We start from the raw sequence: 22,735 nt of genomic DNA, 5'->3' as shown, positions 1-22,735 counted from the left end.
CTCAGTTGCCCTCCGGGGCCTGGCTGCCCGAGGCAGCGCCCTGGTTCGCTTCGTTGCCTTCCTCCTGCGAGGTCTCGTTGTCGCGGCCATGTCCGAAGAGATGGCTGACGACCACGAAGAACATCGGCACGAAGAAGATCGCGAGGACGGTCGCGGTGAACATGCCGCCCACGACCGCACGGCCGATGGCGTTCTGTCCGCCCGCACCCGCGCCCGAGGAGATCGCGAGCGGGATCACACCGATGCCGAAGGCCAGCGAGGTCATCAGGATCGGACGCAGGCGCAGCCTGGCCGCCTCGATGGCCGCGCTGAAGGCATCCATGCCCGATTGCACGCGCTCTTCGGCGAACTCGATGATGAGGATCGCGTTCTTGGCCGAGACACCGATCGTGGTGATGATGCCCACCTGCAGGTAGATGTCGTTGTTGAGCCCGGTCAGCCAGGCAGCTCCCAGCGCGCCGAGCACGCCGAGCGGAACCACCAGGATCACCGCGATCGGCACCGACCAGCTTTCGTAGAGCGCGGCAAGGCACAGGAACACGACCGCGAGCGAGAGCGCGTAGAGCGCGGGCGCCTGGCCCGACCCCATGCGTTCCTCATAGGACAGCCCCGTCCAGTCGAGGCTCGTGCCCGGCGGAAGCTGGGCGTGGAGTTCCGTCATCTTGGCCATGGCATCGCCCGTGCTCAGTCCGGCCGCCGGAGCGCCCTGGAGTTCCATCGCAGGACGCCCGTTGTAGCGGGTGAGCATGGTCGGTGCATTGCGCCAGGACACATCCGAGAACGCCGAATAGGGGCTCATCTGGCCATCGGCGCCGCGCACGTAGAAGGAATCCAGGTCATCGGGCGAATCGCGGTATTCCTCCTGCGCCTGCAGGTAGACGCGCTTGGTACGGCCGCGATCGAGGAAGTCGTTGACGTAGGCGCCGCCCCAGGCGGTCGAGATCTCGGTGTTGATGGTGCCCAGGTCGAGGCCCAGCGCGCTGGCCTTGTCCTGGTCGACATCGACCTTGAGCTGCGGCGCATCGTCGAGACTGACCGGCATGATCTGCATGATCGCCGGATCGGCCATCGCCGCGCCCATCAGCTGGTTGCGCGCGGCCAGGAGCTTGTCGTGGCCGATGCCATCGGTGTCGGTCAGCCATACGTCGAAGCCTGCCGCGTTGCCCAGTTCCGAGACGGCCGGCGGGATCAGCGCGAAGATGGTGGCGTCGCGGTACTGGCCCAGTGCCCCCATCGCGCGGCCAACGATGGCCTGCGCCGCATTTTCGCTGCCCGAACGCTCTTCCCAGTCCTTCAGGCGGACGAAGGCAATCGCCGCGTTCTGGCCACGGCCCATGAACGAGAAGCCCGAAATCGTGAACACCGCCTGGACGTTGTCCTTCTCATCCTCAAGGAAGTGGCGACGCACTTCCTTGAGCGCTTCCTCGGTGCGCGGCAGGGTCGAGCCCGGAGGCGCCATGACCTGGGTCAGGACGACGCCCTGGTCCTCGTCCGGAAGAAAGCCGCCGGGAAGGCGGAAGAAAATGAAGCCGACACCCGCAACCAGCAGGAGGTAGAGGAGGCCCGAACGCTTCCAGCTGCGCGCGGTGCGCTTGACGCCCTTCTCATAGCGGTCCGTACCGCGATCGAAAGTGTCGTTGAACCAGCGGAAGAAGCGCGCCAGCAGGCCATTGCCTTCCAGCTTGGACGGATCGTGGGGTTTCAGGATCGTGGCGCAGAGCGCCGGGGTGAGGATCAGCGCGACCAGCACCGAGAGCACCATCGAGGAGACGATGGTGAGCGAGAACTGGCGGAAGATCACGCCGGTGGAACCGCTCTGGAAGGCCATCGGCAGGAACACCGCCGACAGCACCATGGCAATACCGATCAGCGCGCCGCTGATCTCGTCCATGGACTTTCGTGCCGCGTCCTTGGGAGAGAGGTGCTCGGTCTGGATCAGACGCTCGACGTTCTCGACCACCACGATGGCGTCGTCGACCAGAAGACCGATCGCGAGCACCATGCCGAACAAGGTGAGCTGGTTGATGGTGTAGCCCAGCCCCGCCATGATCCCGAAGGTGCCCAGAAGGACGACCGGAACCGCGATGGTCGGGATCAGGGTCGCGCGCCAGTTCTGCAGGAACAGGAACATGACGAGGAAGACGAGCACGACCGCCTCGACGAGCGTGTGGATCACCTGCTCGACCGAGAGACGCACGAACGGCGTGGTGTCGTAAGGATAGACGACCTTCACGTCCGGCGGGAAGCCTTCGGAGATGCGGGACACCTCTTCCTTGACGGCCTCCACCGTGTCGAGCGCGTTGGCACCTGAAGCCAGGCGCACACCAAAGCCCGAGGCAGGCTTGCCGTTGTACTGGACGTCAAAGCCATAGGTATCCGCGCCCAGCTCGGTGCGCGCGACATCGCGCAGACGCACGACCCCGCCGCCCGCGTTGGTGGCAAGGCGGATGTTGTCGAATTCGTCCGGCGAGGTCAGGCGCGACTGGACCGAGACGGTGGCGTTGAGCTGCTGCTCCTTCGAGGACGGCAGCTGGCCGATCTGGCCGGCCGAAACCTGCGCGTTCTGGGCCTCGATAGCCGCGCGCACGTCGCCCATGGTGAGGTTGTAGCTACGCAGCTTGAGCGGATCGACCCAGACGCGCATTGCGTACTGGGTGCCGAAGACCATGAGCTCACCCACACCGTTGATGCGGCTGACCGGGTCCTGGACCTGGCTGACGACATAGTCCGAAAGGTCGTTGGCGCTGTGGCTCCCGTCTTCGGAATAGAGGCCGACAACGACGAGGAAGCTCGCCGCCGACTTGGCGACGGTCACGCCCTGGCGCTGCACCGGCTGAGGCAGCAGCGACTGCGCGGCCTGCAGCTTGTTCTGCACCTGAACCTGCGCGATGTCGGGATCGGTGCCCTGCTCGAAGGTCAGGGTGATCGTCACCGCACCCGCCGAAGACGACTGCGAGGAGAAGTAGCGCAGGTTATCGATGCCCTTGAGCTGCTGCTCGATGATCTGCGTGGTCGTCTGCTCCAACGTGTCCGCATCCGCGCCCGGATAGGTCGCGTTGATGGTCACCGTGGGCGGCGCGATCTCGGGGAACTGCGAGACCGGAAGGCTGCGGATCGCGAGGATGCCGAACATCATCGCGACAATGGCGATGACCCATGCGAAGATGGGTCTGTCGATGAAATAGCGTGCCATGTGGGATCAACGCCCCTCGGACGGATTTTCAGTCTCGGCCGAGGGTGCCTCGACCTCCTTGCCCGAGCGCGCGCCGACTTCACCCGGCTTCTTCACCACCGGCTTGACAGTGCTGCCCGGACGCGCGTTCTGCGAGCCTTCGACGACGATTTTCTCGCCTTCCTTGAGGCCGCCCGTGACCAGCCAGTTGGTACCCGCGGTACGGTCGGTCTCGATCACGCGCTGCGACACCTTGCCGTCCTTGCCGACGACCAGGACGACGGGCTGGCCCTTCTCATCGCGCTGCACCGCGCGCTGGGGGACCAGCAGGCCATCGGCCTTGGTGCCTTCGACGAAGCTCGCACGCACGTACATGCCCGGAAGCAGAAGGCCCTGCTTGTTGGGGAAGACCGCGCGGATGACCTGGCTGCCCGTGCTGGGATCGACGGTCACGTCGGTGAACTTGAGGCGCCCTTCGGCCGGATAGGTGCTGCCGTCCTCAAGCTTCAGGTTGACCGTGGCGGCCGCGCCATTGCCGGCAAGCTTGCCGGCCAGGATCTCCTGGCGCAGGCGCAGCACGTCCGCGCTCGACTGCTGGATGTCGACATAGATCGGATCGAGGTTCTGGATCGTCGTCAGGGGCTCGGCCTGCGAGGCTGAAACGAGCGCGCCGGTGGTGTAGGTCGAACGTCCGATGCGCCCCGAGATCGGCGCGCGCACGGTGGTGCGGGCGAGATCGATCTGCGCGCTGCGCAGCGCGGCTTCCTGGGCCTGGACGGTGGCGCGTGCCTGGGCGGCGGCGGCCTCGGCGTTCTCGGCCTCCTGCTTGGAGATCGCATTGATCTTGACGAGTTCGCCATAACGGCGGGCCTGGGCCTCGCTCGCGGCGATCTGCGACCTGGCCTGGGCCAGCGCGGCCCGCGCGCTTGCCACCTGCGCCTCGTAGGGCGCAGGGTCGATCTTGTAGAGCGCCTGCCCGGCGCGAACGTTGTCGCCTTCCTCGAAGAGGCGGCGCAGGATGAGCCCGTTGACCTGCGGACGCACGTCCGAGGTCTCGTAGGCGCTGGTGCGCCCGGGCAGCTCGGCCTGGAGGTCGACCGTCTCGGTGCGCACGGCCATCACGCCGACTTCCGGCGGCTGCGGTTCGGCTTGTTGCGACCCGCCGCCGCACGCCGAGACGAGCAGCCCGAGGATAGGGATCAACTTCTTCATGGTTCGCACCCGATAACGATGATATGCAGTTTGTGAGTGATCGTTCACTCACGATTGCACGGCCCACTACTGCAATGCAGCAAAAAGCACAAGCGACGCACGGGATAAAAGTGATGGAAGACACCGCCAGCCACAGGACAGCGCGCTGCGACGAGCGCCGCCGCAAGCTGATTGCAACCGCGCGCCGACTGTTCGCGAATCAGGGGTTTCATCTGACCGGCGTGTCCCAGATCGCACGCGAATCGGGCATTGCGGTGGGGCAGATCTATCGCGACTTCGCGAGCAAGGAAGCGGTGATTGCCGCCATCTGCGAGGAAAGCCTGCAGGTCTGGCTCGAGGAAGAGACGCTGAACCAGGCCATCGCCGAAGATGACAAGGGCACCATCGCAGCCTGGATCACGCATCTCCTCCAGGAGGAATACGAGTTCGAGGAAAGGCGCATGCTGATGGAGATCATGGCCGAGTCGGGGCGCAGCGAGAGCATCGCCCAGATCAACGCCTGCATCCTGGGACGATTCCGCCCGCAGCTCAACCGCGCCCTCACCTCGATTGCGCCGCATCTGGACGAGAGCGCCCGCACGCTCATCATTAACCTGGTCCAGGTCCTGAGTTGGGGTATTGCCGCGGGCGAACAGCTCGACCCGGCAATGGATCGCGCAGCCTTGCGCACCTACGTGACGACGCTGGTGCGGCGCGAAATCGGTATCGACTAACCCTGCGCGAAAGTGGGTCCAGAGCGGTCAAGGCCCGACCTTCCGGGCCAACCGCTCCAGCCGCCCGGGTTCGCAAGCGCGACCGATCAGATGGATCCATCTGATCGGTCACTGCCCGGCCAACCCGGCGGAGCGCAAGGACCTGCCCCACCGAGAGGCAAAGGGATCAGTTCACGCGGCGACGGTGTTTGCCACCATAGCGCTTGCCGCAATATTCATCGAGTTCGCGCATCTCGCGCGCCGCCGCACGGGCAATGGCCGCATCACAGGGAAGGTCTGCCGATCCCGACGCTTCGGCCCGGACCGCCTTTTCCGCCCGCGCATCCTCCATCCGCGCCTCGACGCGTTCGCGCAGGACCTCGATGTCGGCGCGTGAAAGGATGTTCTTTTCGCGCAGGTAACAAATCATCGTCTGCAAGAGGATCATGGCCTTGTCGCCGCTGTCGACTTCCGCAAAGTCCGTATCGACACAGGCTCCGCCTGCAGGCGCACCCTTTCCTTCGATCATTTCAGCACTCTCCGTCATGGTCACGCCGTATTGTTCGTGCGTTTCATGCCGAAGTTACCGATTCTTCCGAAGATTTCCAGCGCGTATATATTTGTGTAGCTACCTAACTACTCCGCCTCCTTGGTGAGGGTATTGTGCGGTGCCGCGTCCGCGGCCTCCCAGCCACCGCCAAGCGCCTTGTAGAGCCGCACCAGCCCTCCCCTCACGGCCGTTTCGGACAAGGCCAGACGGTCCTCCCCCTCCAGCAGGGTTGCCTGCGCCAGGGTCACATCCAGAAGCCCCACCGCGCCTTCGCGGTACATGTCGCGCGCGGCGGCCAGGGCCGTACGGTCCTGCCCGACTTCGCGGGCCAGGCGGTCGCGCTGCGCCTGGATATCGGCGTAGGAGACCAGCGCGTTGTCAACATCGTTGAGCGCCTCGACCACCGCCTTCTGATATACCAGCGCGGCCTCGCGCTGCTCGCTCTTGCGCAGCTCCAGCGTACCCTTGAGGCGCCCGCCCTGGAAGATCGGCAGACTGATCACCGGCCCGACACTGAACGCCCGGCTTGCCCACTCGCCAATATTCTTCGCGTGGAAACCTTCGGTACCGAAGCGCCCGCCGAGGCTGATCGAGGGATAGAAGTCCGCCACCGCAACGCCGGTCTCGGCCGTGGCGGCATGGAGGCGCTGCTCGGCCTCGCGGATATCCGGGCGGCGGCGCATGAGGTCTCCGGGCAGGCCGACCGGCACACTTGGCGGCACGCCCGGCAGCGCGCGGACCGGTGCCAGCTCGGCCTCGAGTTCGCGCGGCGGCTTGGCAAGGAGCGTACCCAGCGCATTGATAAGCTGGACGCGACGGCTGTGCAGTTCAGGGAGGCGCGCCGAAATCGCCTCGACCTGCCCGCGCGCCCGCGCGACATCGAGGCGCGTACCCAGGCCATTGGCAAAACGGTCCTCGACCACCGTCAAGGTGCGCTGTGCCGTTTCGAGGTTGTCCTGCGCAATCGCCTCGCGCGCCTGTACACCGCGCAGCTCCATGTAGTGTCCGGCAAGCTCGCCCACGGCATCGAGCGCGACCGCGTGGCGCACCTCGATCACCGCGCCGGTGCGCGCGTCAGCCGCCTCCACGGCCCGGCGCACCTTGCCGAAGAGATCGAGCTCCCACGAAGCACCCAGCGCATCGGCAAACTCGTTCACTTCCGGGTTCGAGCCGGGGGCCGGCATCAGCTGCGAGAAGAGGCCCTGCGGACTGCGGCGGGTGCGCGCGTAGCTTGCCTGCGCGCCCAGCTGGGGGCGCCCTTGTGCCCCTGTCACCCGGCTCTGGGCCTGCGCCTGCTGGATGCGTTCGGCCGCGACGGCCAGATCGAGGTTCTGCGCCAAGAGGCGCTCGACCAGCGCCGAGAGCTGCGGATCCTGGAAAGTCTCCCACCAGCGCCCGTCGACTTCGCCGCCGATGGTTGTGCTCGGCGCCTCGGGACGCTCGGCCCATTGCGGCGGTGCCTTGGCCACGGGACGGGTGTAGTCCGGGCCGACCGTGCAGGCCGAGAGCGCGGCCAGGGAACTTGCGGCCAGCGCGAGCGCTGCAAAACGAGGCCCCATCACTCCACCGCCTCCTTGGCGCCGAGATAGGCGGTCTGCCTCTTGCCCCCGATCACATCGGCAAAGTGGGTCTCGATGCGGGTCTCGACTGACATGCCCATGCGCAGGTGGCGCACCTCGGGCTGCCCTGCGGCAAAGCGGATCTTGACTGGCAGGCGCTGGACGATCTTGGTGAAATTGCCGGTCGCGTTCTCCGGCCCCACCGGAGAGAACGCCGCGCCGGTCGCCGGAGGCACGCTATCGACCACGCCGTCGAGATCAATGTCGTAGGCATCGACGTGGATGCGCACGCGCTGGCCCGGCGCCACGTGCTTGAGTGCGACTTCGCGGTAGTTCGCTTCGACGAAGGTCTCCTCCAGCGGCACGACCGCCATCAGCGCTGCGCCGGGCGCCACGTAGTTGCCGGGCTCGGCCTCGCGCTGACCGACCATGCCATCGACCGGGGCGGTGATACGAGTGTACCCGAGGTCCAGCTTGGCCTGCGCGAGCCGCGCCCGGTCAGCCTTTACCGCCGACAGCGCCGCTTCGCGCGCGGCGCGCAGGACCGCCAATTCGCGGGTCGCGGCCTGGACGGCGGCCCGGGCCTCCTCCACGCGCGAAGCCTGCTCGCGCTGGGTCGCGCGCGCCTGCTGCTGGGCCTGGCGCGATCCGGACCCCGAATTGGCGAGGTTGTCATAGCGCGTGGCGTTGGCCTCGGCGAGGTCGAGACGCGCGCTGGCCTGGCGTACCTGCGCCTGTTCCTGGGCGACCAGCGCCGGCTGACGCGCCAGCGCGGCTTCGGCGTTGGCGACCTGCGCGAGATCACGGTCGAGCTGCGCCTGCGCCTCGTCCACCGCCACACGGAAATCACGATCATCGAGGCGGGCAAGGAGCTGCCCCTTCTTGACCATCTGGTTGTCCTCGACATCGACCGAGACGACCTGGCCAGCGACGCGCGGGGCGATCACGGCGTAGTGCGCAGTGACACGCGCATCGTCGGTGGTCACCTCCGAGCGCGGCACGAAAAGGCTGAACAGGACGTAGGCGATAAAGGCCAGGATCACGAACCCGCCCGCGTACCAGGGCCAGTGCGGATGGAGGACATAGCGGTCGTTGTCGCCCGGGATGATGATCGTCCCGACGATCCAGGGGCGGCGTGCCCCGCGCTCGGCGGAAGGTAGTGTGTCGGACATGTGGGGTTCCAGGAAGTTCGGCGATGGAAGAGAGATGAAGGAGTGCGACGCCCGGCTCAGGCCGGCACGGGAACGAGAGCCGGAGCTGGGGCCGGTGGCACCTCGGTCTTGGCGGGAGGCGCCTGGCCCGGCGTCGCCTTTACGAGGGCGACATGCGGGGGATAGGTGCGCACCGGCAGCAGGATCAGGACGAGGAGGACGAACCCGGCAAGCCCGGCGAGGAACAGGTACTGGTCGCTCGCCACCATGACCGCCTGCTGGCGCACGATGGCCTCGTGGAAGGCACCCAGGGCCTCGGCGCTGCGCGGGCTGCCATCTGCGGCCAGCGGGGGCGCGTGGCGCGGGTCGAGCGCAGGGCCCCGGATCAGGGCGAAGGCGTGGCTCCCGGCCCGCTCGATCAGGCGCGTGCCATGCAACTCGCCGCGGAAATGGGCCACCAGTTCGAGAAGGCATGTGCCCAGCGCCTGCGCCACCGCGCGCGGCATGTTGATGAGCGGGGAGACCTGCGGCCCCTCCTGCGGCACCACCGCGTTCGTACCCATCATCAGGAGCGAGACGACGACGAACGCCTGGCCCAGGCCCGAGATGGCCTGCCACATGTAGAACTGCTCACGGTTCCAGGCCGAGGTCAGCTGGCTGCACCCGATGCAGGCGACCATGATGCACACGAGGCCAAAGCCGTTGACCCAGCGCGAATCCACCCAGTCCTGCTTCAGCACGTAGACCGCGAGCGGCAGGTAGAGAAACTGGAGCGCGGCGATCTCCAGCATGATCGTGGCGGATTGCAGCGGGCGGTAGCCCTGCACTTCGGCGAGGTAGGCCATCGGCACCGCCGAAGACGACATGCCGATCATGATGAAGCAGAACAGCGTGATGACCGCATAGGCCACGTTGGGCCGTCCGAGCAGACGGACTCCGATAAGCGGGGCCGGACTGCGCCATTCGTTGAGGACGAAAAGCGGCACTGCCACCGCGCTCACCAGCGCCAGCACGCAGATGAGGGGCGAGTTGAACCAGTCGAGCCGGTTGCCGTGTTCCAGCATCGTCGTCAGCGCGCCCATCCCCAGGATGACAAGGGCCGTTCCGCTCCAGTCGCACTGGCGGATGCGCGCCAGGTTCATCGGGTCCTGCGGCATACCGTGCCACACCAGCAGCCCCGCCAGCGTGCAGAGAGGAATCGCTTCCCAGAAGACAAAGCGCCAGTCGACAAACTCGGTCCACAGCGCCGCAACGCCCGCGCTGAGATTGGGAAAGAAGGTCGCGGTCAGGGCGTAGCAGCACAGCCCCCAAAGCCGGATCGGCGGCGGCAGGAAGCGCAGCGCCGCAGCCATCAGCAGGGGAATCGTGAAACCCTGAGCAAGGCCCTGGAAGATGCGCAGGAGATAGAGAATCTCGATATTGGTCGCGAACGGGATGAGCACGCTGGACACGAGATTGAGGCCAATCGCGAAGAGCACCATGCGCCGCAACGTCACGACCGTGGACCAGAACGGCGAAAGCGCCATGCCGATCACCATCGCGGTGACGTAGAGGCTCTCGATCCAGGTGCCCGCGTCATGGCCGATGCCCATCGCGCCGCGCACGTCGACAAGGGCAATGGCGCTGACCTGGTCGTTGAATTCGGCCGCCATGGCCGCAACGATCGCGCCGGCAAGGCCCAGCAGGGGTTTCTTGTCCATACCCGTTCAGCCGCGCCCGTCTGCTCCGGGACAGCGGCCGCCACGTCCCACCCGCAGGACTGCTGCCCTCGTGCCTTGTACCATGAATTGAACCCAATCTTTCAGTTGATATAAGTCAACTGAAAGATTGGGTTGTCTTTGTCAACCGACAAAGGTGTGAACATGGGACAGCTTCGTTCCCACCGCAGGCACCGTTCAGCGCAGGTCTGGCACGCCCCATTGCCGATTTGTTTCGCGGCGGCCTGCAACAAGTTTCCCGTTCAAAAGTTGCCTCATCCGATCCCAATACGTAGACGATGGCCCTGATGAGCGAAGATCCCCCCCCCAATCCGAACGTCAGCGAGCTGACAGAACGCCCATCCGGGTTCCGCATGGCGGTCAATCCACCGGTGTTCTTCACCTCCGCAGTCCTGATCCTCGCCTTCGCACTGGCGGCTGTCCTTGCCCCCAAGCGCGCGGAACGGATCTTCACCCATGTCCAGGAGTTCCTGGTCCAGAATTTCGGATGGTTCTACATCCTGGCGGTGGCGGGCTTCCTCGTCTTCGTGATCTTCCTGATGCTCAGCCGGCACGGCAACATCAAGCTGGGGCCTGACGACAGCGAGCCGGAATACAGCTACCTGTCCTGGTTCGCGATGCTGTTCAGCGCAGGGATGGGCATCGGCCTCGTCTTCTTCGGGGTGGCAGAACCGATCCAGCACTTCGCCTCGCCGCCAAGCGGCGAGCCCGGCAGCATCGATGCGGCCCGGCGCGCGCTGGTGCTGACCTTCTTCCACTGGGGCGTGCACGCCTGGGCAGTCTACATCGTCGTTGGCCTGGCCCTTGCCTACTTCTCGTTCCGTCGCGGCCTCCCCCTCACCATCCGTTCGGCGCTGTTCCCGCTGATCGGGCGCAAGATCAATGGGCCCATCGGCGATGCCATCGACATCTTCGCGGTACTGGGCACAATGTTCGGTGTGGCGACCTCGCTCGGCCTCGGCGTACTTCAGGTCAACGCGGGCTTCAGCTACCTCTTCGGCCTTCCCATCGACACCGCCGTACAGCTGGTCCTGATCGCGGTCATTACCGCGCTCGCCACGCTCTCGGTCGTCCTCGGCCTCGACAAGGGCGTGAAGCGCTTGTCCGAGCTCAACATCATCATGGCCGTGCTGCTGCTGGGCTTCGTCCTCTTTGCCGGCTCGACCGTGTTCCTGCTCCAGGCCTACGTCCAGAACATCGGCGCCTACCTTGGCGCCCTCGTCTCGCGCACCTTCCGCATGTACGCGTACGAACCCAACCCCTGGCTGGCGGACTGGACGCTGTTTTACTGGGGCTGGTGGATCGCCTGGTCGCCGTTCGTGGGCATGTTCATCGCGCGCATTTCGCGCGGACGCACCATCCGCGAATTCGTGGGCGGCGTGCTGCTCGTCCCCGCGCTCTTCACCTTCCTGTGGATGACCGTCTTCGGCAACACCGCGATCGCGCTCGACATGTCGGGCGTGGCCCCGATTGCCGAAACCGTGAAGAACAACATGCCCGTCGCCCTGTTCGAGACGCTGCAGGCCCTGCCCTTCGGCACGATCACCTCGTTCATCGCGACCATCCTCATCGTCACCTTCTTCGTGACCTCGGCGGACTCCGGTGCGCTCGTGATCGACATGATCACCTCGGGCGCGGCCGAGAACCCGCCGGTGTGGCAGCGCATCTTCTGGGCGGTCTGCGCGGGCGGCATTGCTGCAGCCCTGCTCGTCGCCGGTGGCCTCGATGCACTGCAGACCGCCGCGATCGCGAGCGCCCTGCCTTTCGCGATCATCATGGTCTTCATGTGCTATGGCCTGCTCAAGGCTCTGAACGGCGAACGTGAAGGCGAGACAAGCGACCTTTCGGCTTCACTCACGCCCTCCGCTCCGCGCGCCGAAATGAACTGGCAGCGCCGTCTCGGCGCAATTGCCGGTGTCTTCCACGAGGCCGAGATCGACGCTTTTCTGACCGACACCGTCAGCCCCGCGCTCGACGCCGTGGCGGACGAGATGCGCGACAACGGGCTCGTGCCCGAACTCGACGCGGACAAGGGCCACGTGCGCCTTGTCGTGGCCCACGGCGATCGCGGCGACTTCGTCTATCAGGTGCGTAGCCGCCCCTATCTCAAGCCCAGCTTCGTCTGGGCCGAGACCCGCAAGTCCCACGATTCCGAACGCCGCCACTTCCGCGCCATGGCACAGGCCTCCGACGCCAGCGCCCCGCACGATGTCACCGGCTTCTCCCGTGCCCAGGTCATCGACGACCTCCTGACCCGCTACGGCCGCTTCCGCCACTTGCGCCGCATCTCGTGATCCCGCAGCGCTGCGCGACCGGGCCGGTTCATCCGCCCCGGTAGTGCAGCGCCTTCACGAATTCGGAGAAGGCGGGCGTGGGCTGGCGGCGGCTCGGGTAATAGAGCTGGTAGCCCTCGAAGGGCAGCGAATAGTCCTCCAGCACGGCCTCCAGGCCCCCACTTTCCAGATGCTCGGCCGCATGGATGTCGAGCACGCACCCGATCCCGGCCCCATCGAGCGCGGCCTGCATGATCGGGAAGATGCTGTTGAAGATGAGCTGGCCGCCCACGCGCACATCGAGCGCCTGCCCCTGCTCCTCGAACTCCCAGGCGTAGATCCCCCCGTTCGATGTGAAGCGGTAGTTGAGGCAAGCGTGATCGACCAGGTCACGCGGTGTCCTGGGCCGTCCATGTTTCGCGAAGTAAGCAGGTGCGGCGACGGCGAGCATCCGCAGCGGCGGCGAGATTGCGACCCCGATCATGTCCTTCTCGACCACCCCGCCAAGCCGCACGCCCGCATCGGCGCCACTCGCCACGATGTCCGTGAAGCCGTTGTCGATGGTGACTTCGACGTTGATGTCGGGAAAGCGCGGTAGGAAATCGCGCAACATCGGCCAGAGGATCTTGTGCGCGGCCAGTTCGTCCGAGTTCACCCGGATGTTTCCCGCCGGCCGGTCACGCAGCTCGGCCAGCTGGGCGATATCGGCCTCGATCCCATCGAGTTTCGCCCCGACCGACCCGAGCAGCCGTTCCCCGGCTTCGGTCGGCGAGACGCTGCGCGTCGTGCGGTTGAGGAGGCGGATGCCCAGACGCGCCTCCAGCGCCTTCATGCGGTGGCTGAGCGCTGACGGTGTCACCCCCAGCTGTGCCGCCGCACGGGTAAAGCTGCGCAGGCGCGCGATCGTCACGAAGGCAACGAAGTCGGACAGGTCATGGCGTTCCATTCCTGAGCCTTACTCATAAAGCATTCAAGAAAATACCCTCTAATTCAATTGCGAGAGATCCCCTAGAGGGCACGCTCCCCGACCACGCACGGCACAGACCTGCCCGAACCGGACCTGATAACCATGAATTCCCCGCACACCTCCCCCACCTCGCCATCGCCGTCTGAAAGCCCAGCCCATTGGGGCGCGGTCTATGCGATGGCCCTGTGCAGCTTCGTGCTGGTCGCCTCCGAATTCCTGCCGGTCAGCCTGCTGAGCCCGATGGCCGCCTCGCTTGACCTGACCGAGGGCCAGGCTGGGCAGACCATCGCCGCCTCCGGTCTCTTTGCCGTCATCGCCAGCCTCTCGCTCGGCCGTCTGACCCGCAGCCTGCAGCGCCAGCACGTCCTGCTTGCCCTGACCACGCTCCTCGTCATCGCGAGCGTGCTTGTCTCGCTTGCGCCCAGCTACGCCGTACTGATGACCGGCCGTGCGTTCCTGGGCCTTGCCCTGGGGGGCTTCTGGTCGATGTCCGCGGCCGTTTCGATCCGCCTCGTGCCCGATGCCGACGTGCCCAAGGCGCTGGCGATCATCAACGGCGGCAATGCGCTGGCGATGACGCTGGCCGCGCCGCTGGGAAGCCTGCTGGGCGGATGGATCGGGTGGCGCGGCGCGTTCTGGTGCGTTGTTCCACTGGCGGTCCTGGCCGTAGCCTGGCAGGCCTTTGCGCTCCCGCGCCTGCACCCTGACCGCAAGGCCCAGGGCGGACGCCTGCTCGACCTGCTGCGCCATGCTCCTCTGACCGCGGGCCTCGTGACGGTCGCGCTCCTTTTCATTGGCCAGTTTTCGCTCTTCACCTACCTGCGCCCCTTCCTGGAACAGGTGACCGGCGTGGGCGTCTCGTTGCTCTCCACGCTGCTGCTCGTCGTAGGCGGTTCGGGCTTCGTCGGCACACTCGTCGTCGGGCGTATTGTCGAGGGGCGCCTGTTTGCCCTGCTGGCCGCCCTTCCTGCGGTCATGGCCGCGGTCGCGCTGGCCCTTGCCCAGTTCGGCGACATGCTGCCTGTCACCATTCCGCTGCTCGCCATCTGGGGCTTCGCCGCCACGTCCGCGCCTGTCGCCTGGTGGACCTGGCTGGCCCGCACCGTGCCCGAAGACGCCGAAGCGGGTGGCGGCCTGATGGTCGCGATCATCCAGGTCTCCATTACCCTGGGCGCAACGCTGGGCGGGATCGGCTTCGACACGCTGGGCGCGGTGCACGAGTTCATGGTGAGCGCGCTCGTCCTTACCCTCGCCGCCGCCGCCGCCATCGCACTGGCCCGCTTCCAGAAGACCCGCGCAGTGACCGCCTGAACCGGACTTCCCTTGCAAGGTCGGGGGCGTGATCCGTAGAACGCGCCCCATGTCCTTGCCTATTCACGGAAGTTTGGCCGTCATCGCCGCCGCGCTCGCCGCCGCCCCAGCCTATGGCACGCCCTCCGAGGCCGTCGAGAAGCCCTACCAGCGCGACTATTCCGAAGCCGAGCTCTGCGCCGTATCCCAGCGCGACGCCTTCACCGGCATTCTCGATCTTCGCGCAGCTGACGGCAGCTTGCGCCGCCGCGTCGAGTGCCGCGACGGGCGCAAGGACGGGCTCGACCGCCAGTTCTATCCCACAGGCGCCCTGGCGCTGGAACGCAGCTGGAGCGAGGGCGCGCTCGATGGCCTCTACCGCCACTGGTCGCAAGACGGCACCCTCCTCGAACGCTGGACCTATGGCCCCAGCGGCCTTGAGGGCGACTACTACGTCTTTCACGAGAACGGCCAGCTCGCCTCCAAGGCACACTGGCACGAGGGCAAGCGCGACGGCCCCTACATCAACTACGCGCGCGACGGGCGGCTCAAGGAATTCGGCAACTACCGCCAGGGTCGCGCCGATGGCGACCAGGTAGAATTCCGGAGCTCAGGCGCGGTCGGCCACAAGCACTACGCCATGGGGCGCCCTGTCGGTCCGCAACCGCTGTGGAGCAAGGACGGCACTCTCCTCGCCTTGGCCGAATACGACGAGGCGGGGCGCTTCCTGCGCGGCGCGGCCTACAACCCAGACGGCTCGATGCGGCGCGAGAGCCATCCCCTCGACATTCCCGGGCACGGCCGCGGGCTGGAGACCACCGAGTACAACGGCTGCGAGACACGCACCGTCATCCAGAGCGGAACCGACGATCCCCGCCGCCTTGCCGAAATGGGCTATTCGCTAGCGCCCGGTGTCTATCGCCTGGAAACAATCCGCCGGTGCGGCAAGCTGGTCGAGCGGGTCGAGGCCTTCGACCATGAACTTCTCACGCCCGCTTTCCACGCCGAGCCGCCCGACGACTGTCCTTAATCGGCGCTCCCAAGCGTATGGGCGATGGCGGCCTTCGCCAGCGGGGCCATGATCGCATAGCCCTTCGCGGTGGGGTGCACGCCGTCCGAAGAAAGCCCCTCCCGCATCGCCCCGTCGGGGGCCGCAAGTGCGCTCCAGTAGTCGACATAGGTGAACCCTTCGCGCGCCACATAGGCCTTTAGCCAGGCGTTGAGCGCGCGCACCTGGGGATCGGGGTGCTTGTCGCGCGCCCAGGGAAAGGCCTTTGCCGGGGGCACCGAGCCCAGGATGACCTTGATCCCGTGCGCACGGGCGAGTTCGGCCATGGTCTCGATGTTGCCGGTGACCTGCGCCATCGTCGCCGCCCCGGTGTTCCCGGCGATGTCGTTGGTGGCCGCCAGGATATGGACCGCGCGGGGCTTCAGCTTGAGCACGTCTTCCCGGTAGCGCACCAGCATCTGCTGCGTTGTCTGGCCCGAGATGCCCCTGTCCACGCGGCCGTTCGTCCAGAAATCCGGGTCGATGTTCTGCCAGTTGTCAGTGATCGAATCGCCCATGAAGACAACCTCCACCGGAGCGTTCTTTGCCTTGAGCGCCGTGTTCGCCTCGGCGTAGCGGCACATCTGGCCGAAGTCGCGCGTCAGCATGTGGAGATTCCAGATGTGCCACCCGTCCCCGTCGCTCGGCATCGCATGGTGCGGGCACGGCTCTTCGACGATGCCCACCGGGTCCTGCACATGGGGATCGCCCTCCACGCGCGTCTGTGCACCGGCAGGCACCCCGAGTGCTGTGCTCAGGGCAAGGGCTCCGGCAATCGCGGTGGCGGCATGGCGCATGGGTCTACTCATCCTCTCGTGAGCGGGACGTTCCCGCAGTGCGTTTCATTCGGGGCAGAGCTAGACCAGCGCGGCGCACTTGAAAACGGCGAACTTTCTCAGTCCCCGGGGGCTGCCTTCCTTGTGGCCGGTCGTGGATTGCGCGGCACGAAGGACAGGCTGGCAACGTGAACGTACCGCACGGACATGCAACCAAGGAAAAGGCCCGGCCGCTCCCACGAGCGACCGGGCCTTTCTCATTCCGTCAGATGCGTGGCTTAGTGGCCGCGGCGGTCCGGGACGTAGCGCTCCCCCTTGCGGTCGGCCTCGATCTTGGCCTCGGTGTCAGGATAGAGGTCGTTCATCTTGCCCGGAAGGTTGGGCTCTGCGTACCACTCGCTCGGGAAGTCGGCCGCGCGGTGACCATCCTTGTGGCGCAGGACCAGGCCCTTGCTGGCGCGCTGCGTGTAGGGGATGTCGTGCTTGCCCCGCTGGTTGGCGAGGTCGGCATAGAGGGCGGCGCGCAGCTCGTTCTTACGGTCAAGCTGGGCGGGATCCTCGATGCGGTTGTGCAGTTCCTCGGGGTCCTGCGCCACGTTGTAGAGTTCCTCGGTATCCCAGATGCCGTGGTACTGGATGTACTTCCACCCGTCGCGCTCGATGGCGAAGGTGGTCGGTGTCTGCGGGAACTGCCAGTCCCAGTAATACTCGTAGACGAAGTCGCCCGCCTTCCAGTTTTCCGGCGCGGTGCGTCCCTCGGCGAGCGAGAGGAAGCTCTTGCCTTCCATCTGTTCAGGCTCAGCCACGCCCGCCAGATCGAGGAACGTCGGGGCGAGGTCGAGATTGCGCACCAGGTTGGGCACGGTCTTGCCCTCGGGCACGATCTCGGGCGCCCAGACCACCATCGGCATGCGCACCGAAGGCTCGTAGGCGTTGCGCTTGTCGATCAGGCCGTGGTCGCCGAACAGAAAACCGTTGTCGGAATAGAACACGATCATCGTGCTGCGATCGAGCTTGTTCTTGCGCAGGTACGTGAGGATGCGGCCAAGGCTGTCGTCGACCGAGCCCAGCGTCTCGTAATAGCGCCGGATATACTCGGGCAGCGGCTCGTCGGTGTGGTAGGGGAAGTCCGCGCCGTGCCAGCTGTTGCGCTGGTTGCGCACCCACATGGGCTTGCCTTCGTTGTTGCGCGGCGTGTCCGCCCAGCTCTCGGGCAGATCGACATCAAGATCCGCGTATTCGCCCTTGTGGCTTTCCTCGGGCGTCGGGTCGGAATGGACCGCCTTATGGCTGAGGTAGAGGAAGAAGGGCTGCTTCGTGTCGCGCTCCTTCAGCCAGTCGAGCGCATAGTCGGTAAGCTCGGTCGTGATGTACTTCTGGCGGTTCACCTCCACGCCATCGACGTTGAGCTGCTGGCGCTTGCCCGCCGCAATTTCCTCCGGCGAAAGACGCTCGGTCGGGAAATAGGTGCCCTGCCCCTGGAAGCTGACCCAGCGGTCGAATCCGGGGCGCGGGTCCGCATTGGCATCGCCCATGTGCCACTTGCCGAAGAAGCCGGTCTGGTAGCCCGCCTGCTGAAGGTAGCTGGGGAAGAAGGTGAGGCCCTTCTCGCTCGAATTGGTATTGTCGATCACGCCGTGGTTGCGCGCGGTCTGGCCGGTCAGGATCGTCGCCCGGCTCGGGCTGCACAGCGAAGAAGTCACCACCGCGTTGGGGAAATAGGTCCCGTGGCTGGCGAGATAGTCGATGTTGGGCGTGTTGAGGCCCGGCGTCAGGAAGCCCATGGCATCGAAACGCAGGTCATCGACAAGCACGAAGATCATGTTCATCGGCTTGCCATCGACGGTGCGCACCGGCTGCGCGCCGGCTTCGGCCCTTGGGGCCGCCGACTGGGCCTGCACCGGCGCCGTGGACAGCGGCAGGCTGGCAATCGCCGCCGTGCCTGCAAGGGCCAGGGCGAGCTTCTTCATGCGCGCGCCAAGTGGGCTCTTGCGCGAGGGGAGGTTCTTCATGCCACATTTTCCTTCCGGGCAGATGCCTTGAGGCCGGCCATGCCCACCAGCAGCAGGACGAGAGCCAGCGGCGAGGCCACCGCGCACACGAGCGAAATGGATTCGCCCACCCGCGCCGGGTCGCCAAAGACGAGGTCGGTCACCAGCGCCACGGCCGTCGGGCCGAGGGTGGAACCGATCAGGTTGATCGAGAGCATGTAGACGACGGAGACCATCGCCCGCATGCGGTTGGGGGTCAGCCCCTGAAGAGCAGCAAGACCGCCGCCAAAGTTGAACCCTGCAAAGAAGTTCATCGCCCCGATCCCGGCGAGCGCCAGCGAGGCGGTCGGCATCAGCGGGAAGCCGATGGTAAGCGGGATCAGCGCGGTAAAGCCGATGACGGCGGCCTTGAGGTTGCCATAGGGCGTGCGCTTTTCCAGCGCGCTCGCCACGAAGCCGCCCGAAAGCGCGCCGCCGGTGCCGCAGAAGAACACGATCCAGCCATAGGACGCGCCGATCTCGCTGATGTTCATGCCGTAGGAACGTTCCAGGAAGGCCGGGATCCAGGCGCCTGTGCCGTTGCCCACGAAGATCATCAGCGAGAAGCCGACGATGATCCCGAAGTAGGCGCGTCCGTGCGTGCGCAGCTGGCTGAAGAAGTGGCCCATGGGCGCCGCTGCGGGCTGTGCGTCGCTGACGCTGCCACGGCGCTTGGGCTCGCGCACGAGGAACATCGCAAGCGAGAGCAGCGCGCCCGGAATACCCAGCAGCAGGAAGATGATGTGCCAGCCCTTCATCGTGCCGAGCAGCGGAATGAGAACATCGGAATTGGGCGGAATGGCGCCTGCAATGAGGCCACCCAGGATCAGCGCGCCCGCGCCGCCGAAGTAGACGCCCATGTTGTAGACGCCCATCGCCAGGCCCAGCTTCTCCTTGGGGAAGTAGTCGGCGAGGATCGAGTAGGCCGAGGGCGAAAGGCCGCCCTCGCCCACGCCCACCGCGATGCGCGCGGTGAACAGGCCGGTGAAGCTGCGCACCATGCCGCAGGCCGCCGTCGCCAGGCTCCAGATGAAGATCGAGGCCGCGATGATGTTGCGCCGGTTCGAGCGGTCCGCCACCCAGGCGACCGGGATCCCGACGAGGACGTAGAACAGCGTGAACGAGAGGCCGTAGAGCAGGCTCATCGCGGTATCGCTGACCCCGAAGTCCTCCTTGATCGGCTGCACCAGAAGCGCCAGCGCCTGGCGGTCGACAAAGGCCAGCGTATAGGCCAGCATGAGCAGGAACGCGGCGGTCCAGGCTTCGCGCGCAGGTGGCCAGGGCGCCTCGGTGGCGGCCTCGGATGCGGGGGTGGCGGTCATCGGGATCCTCTCGCAGTGCGCATTATCGTTTGCGCCGTGTTCTTTAGCGTGCAGTCTGGCGACACGAAGCGATTGCACCTGTACGAACTGTCTTGCAAGACAGGACGGCATGACGCAATGTAGCGCTAAATTGCTAGTGAAAGCTCGGGCCTTTGTCAACCAGCCCGGGGAAGACCGGGGACGTGGATGATGGACAAGAAAGTGGGCACACGATCGCGCAGGCGTTCGGGCGGCGGGGTCACGATGGCCGCCGTCGCGCGCCATGCCGGTGTCTCCTCGATGACGGTTTCCAATGTTCTCAACAACAAGCCGAGTGTTCTTCCCGCCACGCGCGACGCCGTGCTGAAGGCCATCGCCGAACTCGACTACCGGCCCAACACCGCCGCCCGTGCGCTGGCCAGCGCCAGCAATTACCGCATCGGCCTGCTCCACCGCGACAGCGACAGCGCGCTCTTGAGCGCGATGCTGGTCGGCACGCTCAATGCCTCGGCCCGGCTCGGCGTGCAGCTCAACATCAAGGTCTACGACCAGAAGAACCCGCTGGATTCGGTGCGCGAGTTCCTGAACACGTCACCCGACGGCCTGCTCCTGCCCCCACCGCTGTGCGAACGGGTGAGCGCGGCCGGCCTGCCGGAGGAATACGACGTCCCCATGGTCGCCCTCGCCGCGGGCCGGGAACTGGCCAACATGCACTGCGTGCGCATCGACGACGAACAGGCGGCCTATGAGACGACCGGCATCCTGCTGCGCGCGGGCCACCGTCGCATCGGCTTCGTGCGTATTCCCAGCCTTGCCGGGGAAAGCCGCTTTGCCGGCTACGCCCGCGCGCTCTCCGACCAGGGCCTGACACTGGATGAAGCGCTGGTCTGGAACGCCCGCCCAACCTTCGATGCGGGCCTGCGCCTCGCCGAAGAAATCCTGCCCGGCAAGCGCACGATCACCGCCATGTTCGCAGGCAACGACGACATGGCCGCTGCCTTCGTGAACGTGGCGCTGCGCACGAACCTGCGCATTCCCGAAGATATCTCGGTGGTGGGCTTTGACGACACGCCCATCGCCGTAAAGATCTGGCCCGCGCTCACCACTGTGCGCCAGCCGCTCGGCGAGATCGCCGAAGTCGCCACCCGTCATCTCGTGGCCGAGCTGCAGGCGCGCGACAAGGAGACGAAGGCGGCTCCAGGGGGAACCACCTTCGTCGACTACCAGATCATCGAGCGGAATTCGGTTGCGCCCCCTTCGTCCTGAGGCGCGTTGCGACCCGAAGCGCTCCGGTTTCAGTAGCGAAGCTGCTCTTCGCCACAGAAGGGATCGACCGGGCTCACACCCGTGAACGGCGCCTTGCCGAGCAGCCGTTCGACCAGCGCGGACTGCACCGAGGGCAGCGCGCTGTAGCCATTGATGTAGGTGCGCACGTCGGGCGCATCGTAGAGATAATAGGGCTGGCCCAGCGAGATCATCAGCGTCGGGATCTCGCGCGAGAAGCGCTTCATCGCCTTGCGCGCGCCGCCGTGAAGCGCGGTCCAGTCAAGATAGATGTGCGAGAGGCTGGCGGTTGCCTCCTGGCCGATGAGGTAGACGACAAGGTCGGTGTCTTCAGGCGCCGGAGGGGTCTCGGCATCGTACATGCGCAAGTCGAAACCGGCCTGGCGCATGTCCTCGCAGAAGACATCGAGACTGCGCGGCAGCGCGCCGGAGATGAAGTTCCAGCCTTCCTCGGCCAGTAGCACCACGCGCCTGTGCCGTGCAGGGTCAAGCGGCAGCAGGTCCTGCGTGTCCTTGACCAGCGTGATCGCGCGCGCGTTGGCCTCGGCCGCCACGGCCTCGCTCTCGGGCGTGGAGAGGCGTGTGGTGCCCTCCTCAAGCGGGGGCACCCATTCATCCAGGGCCATGCGGTGAAGGCCAAGCCGGGCCTTCAGCGTCAGGATCATGCGCACGGCATCTTCAAGGCGCTGCTCGCTCAGCGCGCCGCGGCGCAGGCCGTCCATCATGTGGCGATAATCCCCGCCCGGATCGGGCGAGAACAGGAACATGTCGCAGCCGTTCTCGATCACGGCAGGCACGGCCTCGGCGCGCTCTTGCCAGCCGGTGAGCCCGCCCATGGGAGTCGCGTCGGAAACGATCAGGCCCTTGAAGCCCAGTTCGCCGCGCAGGAGTTCGAGGTTGAGGCGCTTCGAAACCGAGGCGGGTACGAACCGCCCGGCCCCGGCATCGGCGGGAAAGGCGGCGGGCAACGCGATATGCGCGGACATCACCGACATGACGCCCTTGGCAAACATCGTGCGGTAGATCTCGCCGAAGCTCGCGTGCCACGCGTCCATGGAGAGGCCGTTGACGCTGGTGACGAGATGCTGGTCGCGGTCATCGATGCCATCGCCCGGCCAGTGCTTGGCGCAAGTGGCGATGCCGCCCGCCTGGAGCACCTCGGTCATGATTCCGGCTTCGCGCAGGATCGTCGCCATGTCCGAACCGTAGGATCGCGTGCCCACGACCGGGTTGCGAAAATTGCGGTTGATGTCGACGACCGGACTGAAGGTCCAGTTGAAGCCCTGACGGCGCGCTTCGCGAAGGACGATCGCCGAGATACGGCGCGAGAGGTCCTCGTCTGCGCAGGCGGCCAGGCCCATCTGGTTGGGAACGGCGGTGGCGAAGGCCTGGCTGACCGTGCCCCCTTCGATATCACCGCTGATGAGCGGGGGAATGCGTGATCCCTGGATGGCCGCGCGGGTCGCTTCCCAGGCCGCCTTGAGGTCGTGCCCGGGGAAGCGGTGGATCCCGCCCACGCCCAGTGCGCAGTGGCGGGAAATTTCGGCGAGGTCATCGCCGATCGAACTGAGTGCGAAGAGCTGACCGACCTTGCCCTCGACGCTGAGCGTGTCGAGCGTGGCCTCGACCCAGGCCCGATCCTCGGGCGCAAGCGCCAGGGGATCGATGGTCACAGGGTCATTCAGTTCGCATTCGGTCATCTAGGCCAGGTC

At 66.2% G+C, this 22,735-nt stretch carries 16 protein-coding genes; 5 read left to right on the top strand and 11 right to left on the bottom strand.

What is annotated here, in order from left to right:
* Position 1 precedes the first annotated feature (1 nt).
* Positions 2-3,193, bottom strand: coding sequence for an efflux RND transporter permease subunit (locus tag HT578_RS19855; protein WP_039387933.1), 3,192 nt, complete (start codon positions 3,191-3,193; stop codon positions 2-4).
* A 6-nt stretch (positions 3,194-3,199) separates the two neighbouring features.
* Positions 3,200-4,384: an efflux RND transporter periplasmic adaptor subunit gene (locus HT578_RS19850; protein ID WP_213501172.1), complete on the bottom strand. Its 1,185-nt coding sequence runs from the start codon at positions 4,382-4,384 to the stop codon at positions 3,200-3,202.
* Between the two features lie 23 nt (positions 4,385-4,407).
* Here HT578_RS19850 and HT578_RS19845 point away from each other — a divergent pair, with 23 nt between their 5' ends.
* Entirely contained in the window at positions 4,408-5,097 is a 690-nt protein-coding gene (locus HT578_RS19845; protein WP_213501171.1) for a TetR/AcrR family transcriptional regulator, read from the top strand.
* Positions 5,098-5,263: 166 nt separating this feature from the next.
* Here HT578_RS19845 and HT578_RS19840 read toward each other — a convergent pair whose 3' ends face one another.
* The 4 genes from HT578_RS19840 to HT578_RS19825 all read right to left on the bottom strand — a co-directional run bounded on the left by HT578_RS19840 (position 5,264) and on the right by HT578_RS19825 (position 10,036).
* The gene (locus HT578_RS19840; protein WP_239026373.1) at positions 5,264-5,605 is read right to left on the bottom strand and encodes a hypothetical protein; all 342 of its coding nucleotides are present in this window, start codon (positions 5,603-5,605) and stop codon (positions 5,264-5,266) included.
* Positions 5,606-5,712: 107 nt separating this feature from the next.
* Positions 5,713-7,185 (bottom strand): efflux transporter outer membrane subunit, encoded by a 1,473-nt coding sequence (locus tag HT578_RS19835; RefSeq protein WP_213501170.1) that lies wholly within the window; start codon positions 7,183-7,185, stop codon positions 5,713-5,715.
* Positions 7,185-8,357 carry an HlyD family secretion protein gene (locus HT578_RS19830; RefSeq protein ID WP_213501169.1) on the bottom strand — a complete coding sequence of 391 codons (1,173 nt, stop codon included), beginning with the start codon at positions 8,355-8,357 and terminating at the stop codon, positions 7,185-7,187. The genes HT578_RS19835 and HT578_RS19830 overlap by 1 nt, the downstream gene beginning before the upstream one ends.
* A gap of 56 nt (positions 8,358-8,413) precedes the next feature.
* Positions 8,414-10,036, bottom strand: coding sequence for an MFS transporter (locus HT578_RS19825; protein WP_213501168.1), 1,623 nt, complete (start codon positions 10,034-10,036; stop codon positions 8,414-8,416).
* A gap of 371 nt (positions 10,037-10,407) precedes the next feature.
* Here HT578_RS19825 and HT578_RS19820 point away from each other — a divergent pair, with 371 nt between their 5' ends.
* Positions 10,408-12,348, top strand: a complete 1,941-nt coding sequence (locus tag HT578_RS19820; protein ID WP_039391444.1) for a BCCT family transporter — start codon at positions 10,408-10,410, stop codon at positions 12,346-12,348.
* Positions 12,349-12,376: 28 nt separating this feature from the next.
* Here HT578_RS19820 and HT578_RS19815 read toward each other — a convergent pair whose 3' ends face one another.
* Positions 12,377-13,273 carry a LysR family transcriptional regulator gene (locus tag HT578_RS19815; RefSeq protein ID WP_213501167.1) on the bottom strand — a complete coding sequence of 299 codons (897 nt, stop codon included), beginning with the start codon at positions 13,271-13,273 and terminating at the stop codon, positions 12,377-12,379.
* A gap of 123 nt (positions 13,274-13,396) precedes the next feature.
* Here HT578_RS19815 and HT578_RS19810 point away from each other — a divergent pair, with 123 nt between their 5' ends.
* Together HT578_RS19810 and HT578_RS19805 are read left to right on the top strand one after the other, a co-directional pair.
* Entirely contained in the window at positions 13,397-14,605 is a 1,209-nt protein-coding gene (locus tag HT578_RS19810) for an MFS transporter (RefSeq protein ID WP_213501166.1), read from the top strand.
* 49 nt (positions 14,606-14,654) lie between these two features.
* Positions 14,655-15,614, top strand: a complete 960-nt coding sequence (locus tag HT578_RS19805) for a toxin-antitoxin system YwqK family antitoxin (RefSeq protein WP_213501165.1) — start codon at positions 14,655-14,657, stop codon at positions 15,612-15,614.
* On the opposite strand, the gene HT578_RS19800 is transcribed toward HT578_RS19805, so the two are convergent.
* From HT578_RS19800 to HT578_RS19790, 3 genes are all read right to left on the bottom strand, one after another.
* Positions 15,611-16,441: an SGNH/GDSL hydrolase family protein gene (locus HT578_RS19800; RefSeq protein WP_239026372.1), complete on the bottom strand. Its 831-nt coding sequence runs from the start codon at positions 16,439-16,441 to the stop codon at positions 15,611-15,613. The genes HT578_RS19805 and HT578_RS19800 overlap by 4 nt on opposite strands.
* A 245-nt stretch (positions 16,442-16,686) precedes the next feature.
* The gene (locus HT578_RS19795) at positions 16,687-18,420 is read right to left on the bottom strand and encodes a sulfatase family protein (RefSeq protein WP_239026371.1); all 1,734 of its coding nucleotides are present in this window, start codon (positions 18,418-18,420) and stop codon (positions 16,687-16,689) included.
* Positions 18,417-19,760 (bottom strand): MFS transporter, encoded by a 1,344-nt coding sequence (locus HT578_RS19790; protein ID WP_052321893.1) that lies wholly within the window; start codon positions 19,758-19,760, stop codon positions 18,417-18,419. The genes HT578_RS19795 and HT578_RS19790 overlap by 4 nt, the downstream gene beginning before the upstream one ends.
* A gap of 186 nt (positions 19,761-19,946) precedes the next feature.
* Between HT578_RS19790 and HT578_RS19785 the strand changes: the two genes are divergently transcribed.
* Positions 19,947-21,005 carry a LacI family DNA-binding transcriptional regulator gene (locus tag HT578_RS19785; protein ID WP_239026370.1) on the top strand — a complete coding sequence of 353 codons (1,059 nt, stop codon included), beginning with the start codon at positions 19,947-19,949 and terminating at the stop codon, positions 21,003-21,005.
* A gap of 29 nt (positions 21,006-21,034) precedes the next feature.
* Here the strand turns inward: HT578_RS19785 and HT578_RS19780 are convergent, their stop codons facing one another.
* Positions 21,035-22,723: a glycoside hydrolase family 3 protein gene (locus tag HT578_RS19780; protein ID WP_213501164.1), complete on the bottom strand. Its 1,689-nt coding sequence runs from the start codon at positions 22,721-22,723 to the stop codon at positions 21,035-21,037.
* Positions 22,724-22,735 lie beyond the last annotated feature (12 nt).

The organism is Novosphingobium decolorationis (assembly GCF_018417475.1).
Classification (GTDB): Bacteria; Pseudomonadota; Alphaproteobacteria; order Sphingomonadales; family Sphingomonadaceae; genus Novosphingobium; species Novosphingobium decolorationis.
This window is presented reverse-complemented; position numbering and strand designations above follow the sequence as displayed.

Bases quoted from the DNA above. Each gene is read 5' to 3' on its own strand.
- HT578_RS19855 (WP_039387933.1), bottom strand. From the start codon at position 3,193: ATGGCACGCTATTTCATCGACAGACCCATCTTCGCATGGGTCATCGCC.
- HT578_RS19850 (WP_213501172.1), bottom strand. From the start codon at position 4,384: ATGAAGAAGTTGATCCCTATCCTCGGGCTGCTCGTCTCGGCGTGCGGC.
- HT578_RS19845 (WP_213501171.1), top strand. From the start codon at position 4,408: ATGCAGTTTGTGAGTGATCGTTCACTCACGATTGCACGGCCCACTACT.
- HT578_RS19840 (WP_239026373.1), bottom strand. From the start codon at position 5,605: ATGATCGAAGGAAAGGGTGCGCCTGCAGGCGGAGCCTGTGTCGATACG.
- HT578_RS19835 (WP_213501170.1), bottom strand. From the start codon at position 7,185: ATGGGGCCTCGTTTTGCAGCGCTCGCGCTGGCCGCAAGTTCCCTGGCC.
- HT578_RS19830 (WP_213501169.1), bottom strand. From the start codon at position 8,357: ATGTCCGACACACTACCTTCCGCCGAGCGCGGGGCACGCCGCCCCTGG.
- HT578_RS19825 (WP_213501168.1), bottom strand. From the start codon at position 10,036: ATGGACAAGAAACCCCTGCTGGGCCTTGCCGGCGCGATCGTTGCGGCC.
- HT578_RS19820 (WP_039391444.1), top strand. From the start codon at position 10,408: ATGGCGGTCAATCCACCGGTGTTCTTCACCTCCGCAGTCCTGATCCTC.
- HT578_RS19815 (WP_213501167.1), bottom strand. From the start codon at position 13,273: ATGGAACGCCATGACCTGTCCGACTTCGTTGCCTTCGTGACGATCGCG.
- HT578_RS19810 (WP_213501166.1), top strand. From the start codon at position 13,397: ATGAATTCCCCGCACACCTCCCCCACCTCGCCATCGCCGTCTGAAAGC.
- HT578_RS19805 (WP_213501165.1), top strand. From the start codon at position 14,655: ATGTCCTTGCCTATTCACGGAAGTTTGGCCGTCATCGCCGCCGCGCTC.
- HT578_RS19800 (WP_239026372.1), bottom strand. From the start codon at position 16,441: ATGAGTAGACCCATGCGCCATGCCGCCACCGCGATTGCCGGAGCCCTT.
- HT578_RS19795 (WP_239026371.1), bottom strand. From the start codon at position 18,420: ATGAAGAACCTCCCCTCGCGCAAGAGCCCACTTGGCGCGCGCATGAAG.
- HT578_RS19790 (WP_052321893.1), bottom strand. From the start codon at position 19,760: ATGACCGCCACCCCCGCATCCGAGGCCGCCACCGAGGCGCCCTGGCCA.
- HT578_RS19785 (WP_239026370.1), top strand. From the start codon at position 19,947: ATGATGGACAAGAAAGTGGGCACACGATCGCGCAGGCGTTCGGGCGGC.
- HT578_RS19780 (WP_213501164.1), bottom strand. From the start codon at position 22,723: ATGACCGAATGCGAACTGAATGACCCTGTGACCATCGATCCCCTGGCG.